Raw genomic sequence first — 14,464 nt, 5'->3', positions numbered from 1 at the left:
GACGCCAACGGCATCGTCCACGTCACGGCGAAAGACAAGGCTACCGGCAAGGAGCAGAATATCCGCATCCAGGCTTCGGGCGGCCTTTCGGACGCCGAGATCGAGCGCATGGTGAAGGACGCCGAGGCGCACGCGGCCGAGGACAAGAAGAAGCGCGAGCTGGTCGAGGCCAAGAACCAGGCCGAGGCGCTTGTCCATGCGACGGAGAAGGAGCTCACCGAGAACGGGTCCAACCCGGCGGTGGCGGCCGTCAAGGGCGATGTCGAGAAGGCCATCGAGGCTGCCAAGGAGGCGATCGCCTCCGACGACGCCGAGCGCATCAAGTCCGCGACCACGTCGCTCGCTCAGGTGGCGATGAAGATCGGCGAGGCCGTCTACAGCGCCAAGGGCGGCGATGACGCCGGCGAAGCATCCTCCGAGAAGAGCGCGGACGACAACGTCGTCGACGCCGACTTCGAGGAGGTCAAGGACGACAAGAAGAAGGCGGGCTGACCCCCCGCTCCGGGATCCTCTCCCCGATTGCATGCGGACTTTGCTCCGTATGATCGGGGAGAGGTTTTTTGATGCGGGTGCCGCCGGGCGGAAAGGCTAATGCCAGCTCCTCCGCGATAGTGCTTGCTTCCCGTCTCGGCCCGCCGGATAGAATGCCTCCCCATGGCCAAACGCGACTACTACGACATCCTCGGTGTTCCGCGCACGGCGAGCGAGCAGGATCTCAAATCCGCCTTCCGCAGGCTCGCCAAGGAATACCATCCCGACCGCAATCCCGGCGACAAGGACGCCGAGCAGCGGTTCAAGGATCTCAACGAAGCCTATGAGGCGCTCAAGGACCCGCAGAAGCGGGCCGCCTACGACAAGTTCGGCCATGCCGCCTTCGACCACGGCATGGGCGGGCGGGGCCATCCGGGCGGCGGCTTCGGCCCGGACTTCGCCTCCTCCATGTCGGACATCTTCGACGACCTGTTCGGCGAGTTCATGGGCGGGCGGCGCGGCGGCCAGCGCCGCGGCACCTCGCGTGAGCGCGGCGCTGATTTGCGCTACAATATGGAGATCACGCTCGAGGAGGCGTTCACGGGCAAGGCCGCGGAAATCCGCGTGCCGACGAGTGTCGCATGTGAAACATGCTCCGGGACCGGCGCCAAGGCCGGGACCAAGCCCTCCACCTGCCCGACCTGCGGCGGCATGGGCAAGGTGCGCGCCAGCCAGGGCTTCTTCACCATCGAGCGGACGTGCCCTACCTGCGTCGGCCGCGGCGAGGTGATCGACGATCCGTGTCCGGCCTGCTCGGGCGCGGGGCGCGTCATGAAGGAGCGGACGCTCCAGGTCAACATTCCGGCCGGCGTCGAGGACGGCACCAAGGTGCGCCTCGTCGGCGACGGCGAGGCGGGGTTGCGCGGCGGGCCGCCGGGCGACCTCTACATCTTCCTCTCCATCAAGCCGCACTCGTTCTTCCAGCGCGACGGGGCGGACGTGTTCTGCAAGGTGCCGATCTCGATGACGACGGCGGCGCTCGGCGGGCAGATCGAGGTGCCGACGCTCGAGGGCACGATGAGCAGGGTCAAGATTCCGGAGGGGACCGAGAGCGGCAAGCAGTTCCGCCTCAAGGGCAAGGGCATGCCGGTTCTGCGCTCCAAGTCGGTCGGCGACATGTACATCCAGGTCGACGTCGAGACGCCGAAGAGCCTCACGCGGCGCCAGCGCGAGCTGCTCGAGGAGTTCGAGCGCGAGAGCCACAAGGAGACCAGCCCCGAGAGCGCCGGCTTCTTCGCGCGCGTGAAGGATTTTTTCGACAACAAGAACGGCTGACCTTTTGGTTTCCGGCCCCATGACCATGGAGGACGCATGAGCCTTTCCTCGACCAAGCTCCTCTTCTTCGCCGGCAGCGCGCGGGATGCCTCCTACAACAAGCGGCTCGCCCGGCTCGGCGTGGAGATCGCGGAAGCCAACGGGCTTGCCGCGACGTTCGCCGATATCGGCGACTATCCGATGCCGCTCTACGACGCCGACCTGCAGGCGCTCGAAGGCATCCCCGAGAACGCCAAGAAGTTCGAGGCGCTGATGAAGGTGCACACGGGCATCTTCATCGCCTGCCCGGAGTATAACGCCTCCATCACGCCGCTGCTCAAGAACACCCTCGACTGGGTGAGCCGCGTGCGCGTGGAGGGCGAGGAGCCGCTCGCCGTCTACAAGACGCGCGTGTTCGCGCTCGGCTCGGCGTCGCCAGGCGGCATGGGCGGCTTGCGCGGCGTCAACACGGTCAGGACCGTGCTCGAGCTCGGGCTCGGCGCGCTGGTGTTGCCCGATCAGTTCGCGGTGCCTAAGGCGGCAGACGCATTCGAGGACAATGGCCATCTCAAGAACAAGGACAGCCAGGAGACGTTCAAGAAGCTGATCCAGAAGCTCGCGCGCGCCGCGCATGTGCTGCACGGCTCTCCATGACCGCCGCGGCCCGCGATCGCCTGATCGTCGCCCTCGATATGCCGACCATCGAGCAGGCGCGCCTGCTCGTCTCCACGCTCGGCGAGGCGGTGTCGTTCTACAAGGTGGGCCTCGAGCTGCTGTTTGCGGGCGGGCTCGATCTCGCGCGCGACCTCCGGCGCCAGGGCAAGCGCGTGTTCCTGGACATGAAGCTGCTCGACATCGGCAACACCGTCGAGCGCGCGGTCGCCAACGCCACGGAGCTCGACGTCACGTTCCTCACCGTGCACGGCCATGACCTCAAGACGCTGCGAGCCGCCGTTTCCGGGCGCGCCGGGAGCAAGGTCAAGCTGCTCGCGGTGACGGTGCTGACCAATCTTTCGGCCGAGGATCTGCGCGAGCAGGGCTCGTCTCTGGCGCCCGCGGACCTCGTGCTCCGGCGCGCGGAACTCGCCCGCATGGCCGGTTTCGACGGGGTGATCGCCTCGGGGCAGGAGGCGGCGCGCATCCGCGCCGCGACGGGGCCGGACTTCCTGATCGTCACGCCCGGCATCCGACTGCCCGGCGGCACCACGGACGACCAGGAGCGCGTCATGACGCCGGACCATGCGATCGCGGCGGGGGCGAACCACATCGTGGTCGGGCGGCCGATCACGCAGGCGGACGATCCCAAGCTTGCGGCCGAGACGTTCGTGCACCACATCGCCGATGCGTTGGCCAGGACCGCGACCAATCCGTCAGGGCCGCATTAGACAATCGCTGAAAGAACCGGGGAGAAGACATCCATGCCCAAGGGTTACGTGATCGCGCACGCCACCGTGACGGATCCCGAGAAGTGGGGCCAGTATGTTGCGAAATCGAAGATCGCGCTCGACAAGTTCGAGGGGCGCCCCATCGTACGCGGCGGCAAGTGCCAGATCATGGAAGGCAACGGCACACAGCGGAACGTGGTGCTCGAGTTCCCGAGCTATGAGCACGCGCTCGGCTATGCCACGAGCCCGGAATATGCGGAGGCCAAGGCACTGCGGGCCGGCGCCGGGACCATCGACATCACGGTGGTGGAGGGCGTCTAGAGCGCGATCAGCTTTGATTGAATCGGGATCGCGCTCCAGCCTTTTTATGAGACCGATGATTCACGCTTCGGACTGATAGGGTCCGAAGCAATCATGGTCTAGGCCCGAAATTGGCCCGGATTCGTCCTTGCTGCCGCCCTGCCCCAGCCCAATTTGCTTTTTACAGTTTGTTCACGCGGGCGACCTTACCATGAGAGTAGAGGTGGGGCGATGTCCAAGCTGCTCTACAAGCTCGAGGATCATTTCGATGCCCTTGCCGATGAATGGCAGGGGTACTTCGTGGGCTGGGTGAGCCGGGGCCTCCGGGGACTTTGCGCCCTGATCGGCGACTGCGTGCAGCCTCCCGCCGTGCCGCGCTTCTGATCCTGCCCTGTGCCACGGCCTCTCGCGTGATTCACGTGGAGCGTCCAGGCGGAGTGCCGTTCATCACGGCGCGCGATTGCGCGTGCGCCGTACGTGGAGGTTGCACTACATTCGGTGACAAACCTCCAGGCTCGAAGCTCATATGGCGCATATTCCAACCGGCACGGGCCGCCTGCCTTGGCGTGCGTCGGTGCTCACCCTCTTTCCCGAGATGTTTCCGGGGCCGCTCGGCGTCTCGCTTATCGGCCAGGCGCTTTCGGCGGGTCTTTGGTCGCTCACGCTGCATCAGATCCGGGACTTCGGAATCGGGCGTCATCGGGCGGTCGACGACACGCCGGCCGGGGGTGGAGCGGGCATGGTCATGCGGGCGGACGTGCTCGCGGCCGCGATCGATCGCGCGCGTGAGACGGACGCCGATCTTCCCCTCCTCTACATGTCGCCGCGCGGTGTGCCGCTGACGCAGGCGCGCGTGCGTATGCTCAGCGAGGGGCCGGGTGCGATGATCCTTGCCGGTCGCTTCGAGGGTATCGACGAGCGCGTGATCGTGGGACGCGGCGTGACGGAGGTCTCCATCGGTGACTACGTGCTCTCGGGCGGAGAGCTTGCGGCCATGGTTCTGCTCGATGCCTGCGTGCGGCTGATCCCGGGCGTGCTCGGTGCCGAGGAGAGCCTTGCCCACGAGAGCTTCGAGGATGGGCTGCTCGAATATCCACAGTACACGAAGCCGCGCGACTGGGAAGGGCGACCCACGCCCGAGGTGCTGCTGTCGGGCGACCACAAGAAGATCGCGGCGTGGCGGCGCGCGGAGGCCGAGCAACTCACGCGCGAGCGGCGGCCGGACCTGTGGGGAGCGCGCGGCAAGCGGCGGTAGCATTCGCCTCGGCTCCTTGGCTGCGCGATGACGGGAAAGCCTCTCAGGCCAGCGCATCCACGAACCGCACGATCGCGCCTACAGCCTCTGCGAGGTTACCTTCGAGCGTTGCGCCCGAACTCCGCCGCGGCGCGAGGTCGTGGTCGCCATACGTCGCCCAATGCACGGCAATGGCCGGCGAGAGGCCGTAGCCTGACACCTCCGGCGGCCCGCCGAACGGGTCGCGCTCGCCCTGCACGATCAGCGTCGGGCAGGTGAGAGTCGTGAGATGCCTGGTGCGAAGCTGCTCGGGCCTGTTCGGCGGATGGAAGGGATAGCCGAGGCACACGAGACCGGCGATCCGACCCCGTTCGAACAGCGCCTGCGCCGCAAGGCTAGCCACGCGCCCGCCGAGCGACTTACCGCCGATGACAAGCCGTTGCCCGGCTGGCCTACCGGCCGAAAGCGCATCGACCGCCGCCTCATACTCCGCAACGAGCGCCTCCGCCCTTGGCGGCGGCCGGCGGGTGCCGCTCTTCTGCCGGGCCGCCATGTACGCGAAATCGAAGCGTGCGACGCGGAGCCCGGCCTCGGCCAGCAGCGCCGAGGCGCGGCCCATCCAGGGGCTCGTCTTCGGGGCTCCGGCCCCCGGCGCGAGCAGGAGGGTGGTGTCCGCGTCCGCCGGTCCTTCGGTCAGAAAAGCCGTCATAACGTTCCTTTAGCGCACAATTGAACCCGGTTCCGGGGCGATCCGGCCCGGGGTCGCAATTTGGCCCCGCCCTGCGGTAAGATGCGCCAACTGATTTGCTGCGGGGTTTCATGGCAATCACCCGACGCATCGATACGTGCAAGGCCTTTGCCCGGCTGCTGGTGCCGCTCGCGATGTTGTCCGGCTCGGCCGCGGCCGAGGATACGCCGCTCGCTGGCGCGGAGGAGCCCGGCCGCACGTGGCACGGGCCGGCGACGGCGGCCGCCGAGGCCGCCGCGAAGCAGGCCGAGAAAGAGGCGCTCGTGCCGCCTCTCCCCAAGCCCGCGGAGCGCCCGGCGGATGCGCAAACCGCCAAGGCTGCAGACCCCGCTCCGGCCGCGCCTGCCAAGGCCAAAGACGCGACCCCTGCGAAAGCGGAGCCTGCCGAGAAGGCGGACAAGAAGGCCGGCAAGGACAAAGAGAAGGACAACGACAAGCCGAAGAAGCCGGTGCTGACCGCCAAGCAGCTCTTCGGCACCGTCAAGTCGGGTGCTCCGCTCGCCGCCCGCGCCGTCGGCTGGTATTCGAAGGGCTGCCTCGCGGGTGGCAAGCCCATCGCCGTGGACGGCCCGGGCTGGCAGGTCATGCGCCTCTCGCGCAACCGCAACTGGGGGCACCCCGACCTCGTGGCGCTGGTCGAGCGTCTGGCGCGCGAGACCACCAAGGCCAAGGAATGGCCGGGTCTCCTTGTCGGTGACATGTCCCAGCCGCGCGGCGGCCCGATGATCTCCGGGCACGCCAGCCATCAGGTCGGCCTCGATGCCGACATCTGGCTCACGCCCATGCCCGACCGCAAGCTGACGCGACGCGAGCGCGAGGACATGTCGGCCGTATCGATGCTGAAGAACGCCGGCGAGGTCGATCCCAAGGCCTGGGGCGAAGGTCAGGTGAAGCTGATCAAGCGCGCCGCGTCCTATTCTAAGGTCGAGCGCATCCTCGTGCATCCGGCGCTCAAGAAGGCGCTGTGCGAGGCCGCCGGCACCGACCGCGCATGGCTCAGCAAGGTGCGCCCCTACTTCGGCCACTACTATCACTTCCACGTTCGCATCGGCTGCCCGTCGGGCTCGTCGAATTGCCAGAGTCAGCCGTCGGTTCCGGGCGGCGACGGGTGCGGCGCGGAACTGACAGACTGGCTGAAGCGTGTGGCGCCGAAGCCGAAGCAGCCGCCGGTCGCCGCCAAGCCTCCGACAAAACCTGCGAAGCCGACGCCCAAGAAGCCTGAGCTGACACTTGCCGACCTGCCGGCCGACTGCAGGACCGTGCTCGCGGCGGGTGGCAACGTGCCGCCGACCGAGCCCGCCGTGATTGTCGACAAGAGCAAGAACGCGGCGCCCGAGAACGACATGACGGTGAGAACCGCGGCGCCGGAGCCGCCGAAGCCCGAGAAGACCAAGGACGCCACCGCCAAAGCGTCCACGAACTGAGCGGCCCCGCCGACGGCTTTCCGACGGAACCGCACGTGCTAATCTTCGATGTATCTGGACTCCGGCCTGCGCCGGAGTGACGTTGGAGTTTGGGCGACCGCGCCCCATAAAAGAAACGTCATCCCGGCGGATGCCGGGATCCAGATACGCTGCCGCATCGCCGACCCCCTGGCCTGCCGAAAGCCGGTCGACAAAGCGGCAGAACGCTTCGAAGCAGTTTGGATAGATTGAGGCCGCTACAGCATCGCGCCGGGGCGTGGCGGGGGGTGGCCGAACGGACGTACGGGCATCGTGTAGATGTCCGCCGCCGGGACGGTCACGACGTCCCGTTCGGGCCAGCGCAGAGCGGTGAGCTTGCCGCCGAAGCAGCAGCCGGTATCAAGGCATATGGTCCTGTTGACCCAGTCCGCGTCCGGCACCGGCGTATGGCCGTAGACGATCGACGTGCTCCCACGATACTCGGCCGCCCAGTGATAGCGGATCGGCAGCCCGAATTTGTCCGTCTCGCCCGAGGTCTCGCCGTAGAGGCAGAAGCGGCGCACTTCCCCCGAGAAGCGGCCCAGCATCTCCTCCTTGATCCCGGCGTGCGCCACGGCCAGCGCACCGCCGTCGAGCCACAGGTAGATCGGCAGGCTGTTGAAGAAGGCGCGCACGGCCGCCCGGAACGCTTTCGGCTCCGGCCCGAATTGCACGATGGTGCGGTCGAGGCCATGGCTCGGCTTGACGTCCTTGCCGTCCAGCCAGCGCTGGAACTTCACGTCGTGATTGCCGGGCACCGCCAAGGCCGCGCCCGATTCCATCATGCCCATGACGATGCGCAGCACGTCGGGCGAGCGCGGGCCGCGGTCGACGAGGTCTCCGACAAACACGGCCCGCCGCCCGGCGGGCGGTATGACGTCGACGCGCGCGGTCCCCGGGGCTCCGCTCCACCTCACATCATAGCCGAGGCGTGCGAGCAGGGCCTCAAGCTCGGCCGCGCAGCCGTGCACGTCTCCGATGATGTCGAACGGGCCGCTGTTGCCGCGCAGGTCGCACCGGGCGAGCGCGCTGTGATCACTATCCATTTCGCTCATGCGGACGGTCATTTAGGTGTGCACGGTGTCGCGCGCATGGCAATGAATTCAAGATCAGGTCTCAATATAGTCTTCGATCTGCCGCCGTGGCTTCGGCACGTCGGTCACGAACGGGGTGAGGTGCTCGAGGCCAGCCGGCGTCGGGCCGCCGTAGGCCCAATCCAGAAGCTCGACCGTATGCACCAACGGGATGTCGAGGCCGCCCGCGAGCTGCGTGATGCAGCCGATGTTTCCGGCTGCGACCACGTCCGCGCGCGTCGAGCGGATGTTGTCCGCCTTGCGCTTCTTGAGCTGGTTTGCGATCTCCGGTTGCAGGATGTTGTAGGTTCCGGCCGAGCCGCAGCAGATGTGGCCTTCCGGCACGTCCACCACGGCGAAGCCCGCCTGCTTCAGGAGTGCGCGCGGCTCGTCGTGGATGCGCTGCCCGTGCTGCAGCGAGCATGCTGAATGATAGGCGACGCGCACCGAGCTCCAGCGCTCCGGCGCGCCGAGCTGATAGTCGTGTAGGAACTCTGACACGTCCTTGGTGAGGCTCGACACCCGCTCCGCCCGCTCGGCGTAGGCGGAATCGCCCCTCAGCATGTGGCCGTAGTCCTTGACGGTCGTGCCGCAGCCCGAGGCGTTGACGATGATGGCGTCGATCTGCCCGCGGCCGATCTCCTTCGACCAGGCATCGATGTTGCGTTGCGCGTGCCTCTTGGCCTCCTCCTCCTGGCCCATGTGCTGGACGATGGCGCCGCAGCAGCCGGCCCCGTGCGCGACCACGACGTCGACGCCGCGCCGCGCCAAAAGCCGGATGGTGGCGTCGTTGATGTCGGGCCGCAGCACCTGCTGCGCACACCCCGTCGCGAGGATCACCCGCGCACGCCGCTCGCTGTGCGTCACCGCCGTGCCGGCGCCGCCGAAGCGCGCCTCGCGCGTGACAATCGACGGCGGCGCCAGCGACAGCATGGCCGCCACCTCCTTGAGTCCGATGCGTTCGAGCAGCGGCACCAGCGGCCGGACCAGCGGTACGGCCTTGAGCGCGAGGCGGAAGCGCCGCGGATAAGGAATGACGAAGGCGAGCAGGCGCCGCAACGCGCGGTCCTTGAAACTGCGGGTGGTGCGCTCCTCGATCTCCGCCCGCGCCACGTCGACGAGGTGCAGGTAGTCGACGCCGCTCGGGCACGTTGTCATGCACGAGAGGCAGGTGAGGCAGCGGTCGATATGATGGCGCACCTGCTGTGTCGGGGCGTGCTCGGTCCCGCGCTCCAGCATGTCCTTGATGAGGTAGATGCGCCCGCGCGGGCTGTCCCGCTCGTCGCCGAGCACCACGTAGGTCGAGCACACCGCCGTGCAGAGCCCGCAATGCACGCAGCGCTTCAGGATCCGGTCGGCCTCGGCGAGGCGCGGATTCGAAAGCTGCTCGGGTGCAAAGTTGGTCTGCATCAATGGCCTTTTCGAAGCGTCACTCTCACAGTGTAGCGTACATCCGCCCGGGATTGAGCAGGCGCATGGGGTCGAATGCCGTCTTGATGCCGCGCGTGATCCGGTCCACCGCCGGGCCGAGCGGCTGGAACACCTCGACCGTCCGGCGCACGGCCTCGTCGGCACGGATCAGCATGGCGTGGCCGCCGTGCGTCGCGACGGCGCGGCGGATGTCGGCGCTCCCGGCATCCGCAGAGGCTGGCGTCTCGAGCCAGACGAGCCCGCCCGACCAGTCGTAGAATGCCTCGACGCGCATATGCCGCCGCACGGCGGAGACAAGGGCTGCCGCTGTGCTCGGCGTCGTCGAGATGCGCCAGAGGTGCGTGCCGTTCGCCGGGAAGAACGACAGGCGCCGTACCTCGCTCCAAAACTCGAGAGAGCTTTCGAGCTCGAGCTCGAGCGGCGCGCCGTAGGCGGCGAGCAGCTCCCTGAGCTTCTGCTTGCGGTAGGTGATGGAGCGCGTGAAGTTCTCGAGCCGGATCGCCGTCAGCGAGCGCGTCTCCTTGGAAAGCCCCTTGTGCCTGAGGCGCCGAACCAGCGTGGGCGAGAGATGCGCGGTGCCGGACACCTCGTAGGGCTGCGTCATGGCCGTGCTCATGAGCTCGATGGCGAGATCATCCGTGAGGTCCGGGTAGACGAGTGTCGCGACGTCGTCCGGCAGCGGCAGCACCTTGAACGTCACCTCGGAGAGCACCGCGAGCGTGCCCCAGCTTCCGGCGAGCCCGCGTGCCACGTCGTAGCCGGTGACGTTCTTCATCACCCGCCCGCCGGACTTGAAGATCTCCGCGCGCCCGTTGACGCCCCTGACGCCGAGCAGGTAGTCGCGCGCGGCACCGGCTGCGATGCGGCGCGAGCCCGAGAGGTTAGCCGCAAACACCGCGCCGATGGTCTGTAGTCCGGCGTCGGTCCCAAGCGCCGGGCCAAGGTCGACGGGCTCGAAGGGCAGCATTTGCCCGTGCGAGGCGAGCTCGACCTCGATCTGCGAGAGCGGAGTCCCGGCCCGCGCGCTCATCACGAGCTCGGCGGGCTCATAGAGGGAGATGCCGCGCATGGCGCCCGTGGTCAGGGCCACCGGCGCCATCACCGGCCGGCCGATGCCGCGTTTCGAGCCGGCACCCAGGATCTCGACCGGGATCGCGCGCTCGGCGAGCGCCATGATCATGCTCTTGAGCTCCCACTCGGTCGCGGGCCGCATGATGTCGTTCATCACGCCGCCTCGGCCGGGCCGGGCTCAGCCGCCTCCGGCGGCGCGGCCGCGGCCTCCGCCATGGCCGCCTCGACCGCATCCAGCGGAAACACCTGTCCGCAGTTCAACAGCCAATCGGGATCGAACACGGATTTGATCCGGAGCTGCACGGCCAGGTCCTCGTCCGTGAACTGCGCCCGCATGAGGTCGCGCTTCTCGATGCCGATGCCATGCTCGCCGCTGAGGCATCCGCCGACCGAGACGCAAAGCGTCAGGATCTCCGCACCCGCGGCCTCGGCCTTGTCGTTGTCGCCGGGCTTGTTCGCATCGTACATGACGAGCGGGTGCAGGTTTCCGTCGCCGGCGTGGAAGATGTTGGCCACGCCGAGACCGTAGCGGCTGCAGATCTCCGTGATCTGCTCGAGCACGTGCGGCAGGTGGGCGAGCGGGATGGTGCCGTCCATGCAGTAGTAGTCCGCGATGCGTCCGAGGGCGCCGAACGCCGACTTGCGGCCCTTCCAGATCTTGGCGCTCTGCTCCTCCGAGGCGCTGACCACGAGCGCCAGCGGATTGAGCTCATGGGCGATGCTGGCGATGTAGGCGAGCCGGTCGGCGATCTCCTGCTCTGACCCTTCGACCTCGATGATCAGCAGCGCGTCCACGTTGGTCGGATAGCCCGCCTTGGCGAAGGCCTCGCAGACCTCGATGGCGGGCTTGTCCATGAACTCGATGGCCACGGGGATGATGCCGGAGGCGATGATGCGGGCTACGCAGATACCGGCCTTGGCGGAGGATTCGAAGCCGATCATCATCGGCCGGGCGCCCTCCGCCGCGCGCAGGATGCGCACTGTCGCCTCCGTGATGATGCCGAACTGCCCTTCCGAGCCGACGATCAGCGCCAGGAGGTCGTAGCCTTCGGAATCGAGGTGCGCGCCACCGATCTCGAGGATCTCGCCGTCCATCGTCACCATCTTGACGCCTAGCACGTTGTTCGTCGTGACGCCGTACTTGAGGCAATGGGCGCCGCCCGAATTCATGGCCAGGTTGCCGGCCAGCGTGCAGGCGAGCTGGCTCGAGGGATCCGGCGCATAGAAGAATCCCTCCGGCGCCACGGTGGCCGAGATGGCAAGGTTGGTGATCCCGGCCTCGACCCGCGCGAACCGGTCGTGGAAGTCGATCTCGAGCACGCGGTTCATCTTCGAAATGCCGACCACGATGGCGTCCTCGAGCGGCAGCGCGCCGCCGCAAAGCGACGTTCCCGCGCCCCGCGGCATGATCCGGATGCGGTTTGCCTTGGCGTATTTCAGGACGGCCGCGACGTCCTCGGTCGAGGTGGGCAGCACTACGGCGAGTGGCATGCGCCGATAGGCGGTCAGCGCATCGGTCTCGAATGCGCGGCGCCCGTCCTCGTCGGAGATCACCGCATCGGCGCCGCAGATCGCCACCAGGTCGCGCACGATCTGGTCCCGTTGCGTGACGATGTCCGGATCCGGCAGGGGCAGCGCGATCGACGACATTTCCGAAGTCCTTTCGCCCGGCTCCTCGTCGAGGGGCTGAGCCATCAACAGTCGCGGGTGTACATAGCCGAACAGCGGCCGGAACGCGACCCGGAAGCAGGCGAAACGCACCGTTTGTGCCGCCGCCTCCGCCCTTCTGACATAAGGTTGCGAGTCTCGCACGGCGAGGGCCGGGCGGCAATATTCGGCGCACGTATTCGCGCCTCGGCTCGCCTCGGGCGCGAGCCGCCTGCCGCACGCGGTCAGCCGCGTGGGCGGATACTTGTGGGGAACGGTTGCTTAGGCGATGCCCATCCGGTCGTGCGCGCGCTGGCGCACGGTCTTGGCGACGCCGCCCCAGGCCCGCGAACGGCCGTCGTCGCCGAGCTGATGATGCAAAAGTGCGAAGAAATCCGCGACCTCGGCCGCAAGCACGCCGTGGCGGCCTTCGAGTACGACCGCCATCAGCTCGGCATCCTCGGGCGTGGACACGGTCTGGGACTTGGGGGCGCGGGGCATCTGATCCTCTGGAAATCCGGCTGCGGGACCAGAGGAGCAAGATCGGCGCCAGAGCGACGGGAGGGAAACAAAGGCCGGAGCCCATGATTTTCCTGGGCTTTTTCGGAGGCCAGGGCACGCGCGGGAGCCGATCGTCCCATTTTCTGCAGGCCCGAGCGGATGGGAGCCGCCGACTGTCCCAGCCGGAAACAGTGCGATCTACCCTCAGTTCGGGGCGTTGGCCTGCCCGGCCGAGACCTTGCTGGTCGTGACCTCCGCGCCGCCCACCGACTGCTCAAGGCTTGCCTCGGTCGCGCGGGTCTTTTTCTTCTTGATGATCTTCTTCTTGGCGGGCGACTTGCGCCGCGCCGTGCCGCATTCGAACGACAGCACCGTCTTGCGCACGCTGGTCACGGGGCGCGCGTCACTGGCGATCGGCATCGTATCGAGGCTCGCCGTGTGATTGAACAACAGCTTCCAGTCGTAGCTCTGGAAGCCGTGCTCGAGCAGGCTCGCCGCTCGGATCGTCCGTTGCCCGCCCGTCGCCTCGCCGAGCACGACGGCCATGATCTGGCGCCCGTCGCGCGTGGCGCTGGCCACCACGTTGAATCCAGAATCGCAGATGAAGCCGGTCTTCATGCCGTCCGCGCCCTGGAACGAGCGCAGGAGGCCGTTGTGCGACCCGATCAGGATCTTGCCGATCTTGGCGTTGAACATGGACCAGTAGGGCAGGTGCTCCGGATGGTCCTTGATCGTCGCCCGCGCGAGCTTGGCTAGGTCGCGCGCCGTGGTCACCTGCTCGGGCGCCGGCAGTCCGTTCGGGTTGACGAATATGGTGCGGGTCATGCCGAGGCGCTGCGCTGTGCGGTTCATGCGCGCCACGAACTCCGGCTGCGAGCCGTCGATGGCCTCGGCGAGCATCACCGCCACGTCGTTGGCGGACTTGATGATCAGCGCCTTGAGCGCCTGGTCGACGGTGAGGTTGGCCCCCACGTGCAGCCCGAGCTTGCTCGGCGGCTGGCTCTGGGCGCGCTCGCTGTAGGGGATGCGCTGCTCGAGCGTGAGCTTGCCACTCTTGATGGCATCGAACGTCACGTAGGCGGTCATGATCTTGGTGAGCGACGCGGGATGCCAGTGGTCATCCGCATCCTCGGCGTAGAGCACCTTGCCGTCCGAGGGATCGAACACCAGCGCCGGACCCCGGGCCAAGGCGGTCCCGCCGAAGAGAAATGTCAGCGCCGACAATGCGGCAGAGAACCATCTGGCTCGCATGGGCCTTCCTGCTGGATGAACCAGTCCGGCACTAACATATTCGCCGCCCCCGTCGCAATCCGAGGGGGCGCGATTACGCCCGGGTGTGGTGCGACGGGCGCACGCGGAGCGGGGACACGCTCATGCCCACGGCCGCGCAACCGCATCGCGACCTTCGAAATCCGTGATCGCTTTCTCTTTCTCGAGCGTGAGCCCGATGTTGTCCAATCCGTTGAGCAGGCAGTGCTTGCGAAACGGATCGATCTCGAAGCGGATCACGCCGCCGTCGGGACCGCGGATCTCCTGTGCCTCGAGGTCGATGGAGAGCGTCGCGTTGGCGCCGCGGTTGGCATCGTCCATGAGCTTGTCGACCTGCTCCTGCGGCAGCTTGATGGCCAGGATGCCGTTCTGGAAGCAGTTGTTGTAGAAGATGTCGGCGAAATCCGGGGCGATGACGCAGCGGAACCCGAAGTCGAGCAGCGCCCATGGGGCATGCTCTCGCGAGGAGCCGCATCCGAAGTTCTCGCCGGCGACGAGGATCTCGGCCTTGCGGTAGGCGGGCTTGTTGAGCACGAAGTCCGAGATCTCGTTCCCGTTCTGATCGTAGCGCAGCTCGT

Annotated in this window: 16 protein-coding genes; 8 read left to right on the top strand and 8 right to left on the bottom strand. The window is 67.4% G+C overall.

What is annotated here, in order from left to right; translation table 11 throughout:
• From IT540_RS08810 to trmD, 7 genes are all read left to right on the top strand, one after another.
• Nucleotides 1-492, top strand: a 492-nt coding sequence (locus IT540_RS08810; RefSeq protein ID WP_291175959.1) for an Hsp70 family protein, incomplete at its 5' end; no start/stop codon positions are given.
• Nucleotides 493-654: 162 nt separating this feature from the next.
• The gene (gene dnaJ / locus IT540_RS08805) at nt 655-1,806 is read left to right on the top strand and encodes a molecular chaperone DnaJ (protein WP_291175957.1); all 1,152 of its coding nucleotides are present in this window, start codon (nt 655-657) and stop codon (nt 1,804-1,806) included.
• A 36-nt stretch (nt 1,807-1,842) separates the two neighbouring features.
• Complete coding sequence (locus tag IT540_RS08800) at nt 1,843-2,439, top strand: NAD(P)H-dependent oxidoreductase (RefSeq protein ID WP_291175956.1); 597 nt, start codon at nt 1,843-1,845, stop codon at nt 2,437-2,439.
• A complete protein-coding gene (gene pyrF / locus IT540_RS08795) occupies nt 2,436-3,170 on the top strand; it encodes an orotidine-5'-phosphate decarboxylase (RefSeq protein WP_291175955.1) in 735 nt (244 codons plus the stop codon). Before IT540_RS08800 ends, pyrF begins: the two co-directional genes overlap by 4 nt.
• A 33-nt stretch (nt 3,171-3,203) precedes the next feature.
• Complete coding sequence (locus IT540_RS08790; RefSeq protein ID WP_291175953.1) at nt 3,204-3,491, top strand: DUF1330 domain-containing protein; 288 nt, start codon at nt 3,204-3,206, stop codon at nt 3,489-3,491.
• A gap of 210 nt (nt 3,492-3,701) precedes the next feature.
• Nucleotides 3,702-3,854 (top strand): hypothetical protein, encoded by a 153-nt coding sequence (locus IT540_RS08785; RefSeq protein WP_291175951.1) that lies wholly within the window; start codon nt 3,702-3,704, stop codon nt 3,852-3,854.
• 142 nt (nt 3,855-3,996) lie between these two features.
• A complete protein-coding gene (trmD, locus tag IT540_RS08780; RefSeq protein ID WP_291175949.1) occupies nt 3,997-4,725 on the top strand; it encodes a tRNA (guanosine(37)-N1)-methyltransferase TrmD in 729 nt (242 codons plus the stop codon).
• Nucleotides 4,726-4,768: 43 nt separating this feature from the next.
• On the opposite strand, the gene IT540_RS08775 is transcribed toward trmD, so the two are convergent.
• Nucleotides 4,769-5,413 carry an alpha/beta family hydrolase gene (locus tag IT540_RS08775; RefSeq protein ID WP_291175947.1) on the bottom strand — a complete coding sequence of 215 codons (645 nt, stop codon included), beginning with the start codon at nt 5,411-5,413 and terminating at the stop codon, nt 4,769-4,771.
• Between the two features lie 110 nt (nt 5,414-5,523).
• On the opposite strand from IT540_RS08775, the gene mepA reads away from it, so the two are divergent.
• Nucleotides 5,524-6,876 (top strand): penicillin-insensitive murein endopeptidase, encoded by a 1,353-nt coding sequence (mepA, locus tag IT540_RS08770; protein WP_291175945.1) that lies wholly within the window; start codon nt 5,524-5,526, stop codon nt 6,874-6,876.
• Between the two features lie 236 nt (nt 6,877-7,112).
• Here the strand turns inward: mepA and IT540_RS08765 are convergent, their stop codons facing one another.
• From IT540_RS08765 to leuD, 7 genes are all read right to left on the bottom strand, one after another.
• On the bottom strand, nt 7,113-7,949 hold the full coding sequence (locus IT540_RS08765) for a metallophosphoesterase (RefSeq protein ID WP_291175943.1): 837 nt from the start codon (nt 7,947-7,949) through the stop codon (nt 7,113-7,115).
• A 54-nt stretch (nt 7,950-8,003) separates the two neighbouring features.
• Nucleotides 8,004-9,377 carry a glycolate oxidase subunit GlcF gene (glcF, locus tag IT540_RS08760; RefSeq protein WP_291175941.1) on the bottom strand — a complete coding sequence of 458 codons (1,374 nt, stop codon included), beginning with the start codon at nt 9,375-9,377 and terminating at the stop codon, nt 8,004-8,006.
• A gap of 25 nt (nt 9,378-9,402) precedes the next feature.
• Nucleotides 9,403-10,623 (bottom strand): glycolate oxidase subunit GlcE, encoded by a 1,221-nt coding sequence (gene glcE / locus IT540_RS08755; RefSeq protein ID WP_291175939.1) that lies wholly within the window; start codon nt 10,621-10,623, stop codon nt 9,403-9,405.
• On the bottom strand, nt 10,623-12,119 hold the full coding sequence (locus IT540_RS08750) for an FAD-linked oxidase C-terminal domain-containing protein (RefSeq protein WP_291175961.1): 1,497 nt from the start codon (nt 12,117-12,119) through the stop codon (nt 10,623-10,625). The genes glcE and IT540_RS08750 overlap by 1 nt, the downstream gene beginning before the upstream one ends.
• Nucleotides 12,120-12,398: 279 nt before the next feature.
• A complete protein-coding gene (locus IT540_RS08745; RefSeq protein ID WP_291175937.1) occupies nt 12,399-12,617 on the bottom strand; it encodes a hypothetical protein in 219 nt (72 codons plus the stop codon).
• A gap of 204 nt (nt 12,618-12,821) precedes the next feature.
• The gene (locus tag IT540_RS08740) at nt 12,822-13,868 is read right to left on the bottom strand and encodes a D-alanyl-D-alanine carboxypeptidase family protein (protein ID WP_291175935.1); all 1,047 of its coding nucleotides are present in this window, start codon (nt 13,866-13,868) and stop codon (nt 12,822-12,824) included.
• A gap of 120 nt (nt 13,869-13,988) precedes the next feature.
• Nucleotides 13,989-14,464, bottom strand: a 476-nt coding sequence (gene leuD, locus IT540_RS08735; RefSeq protein ID WP_291175932.1) for a 3-isopropylmalate dehydratase small subunit, incomplete at its 5' end; no start/stop codon positions are given.

It is taken from the genome of Hyphomicrobium sp. (genome assembly GCF_020852195.1).
In the GTDB taxonomy this organism is placed as follows: Bacteria; Pseudomonadota; Alphaproteobacteria; order Rhizobiales; family Hyphomicrobiaceae; genus Hyphomicrobium_C.
Note: the sequence above shows the minus strand (reverse complement) of the source record. Positions and strands in the feature narration are given on the sequence as shown.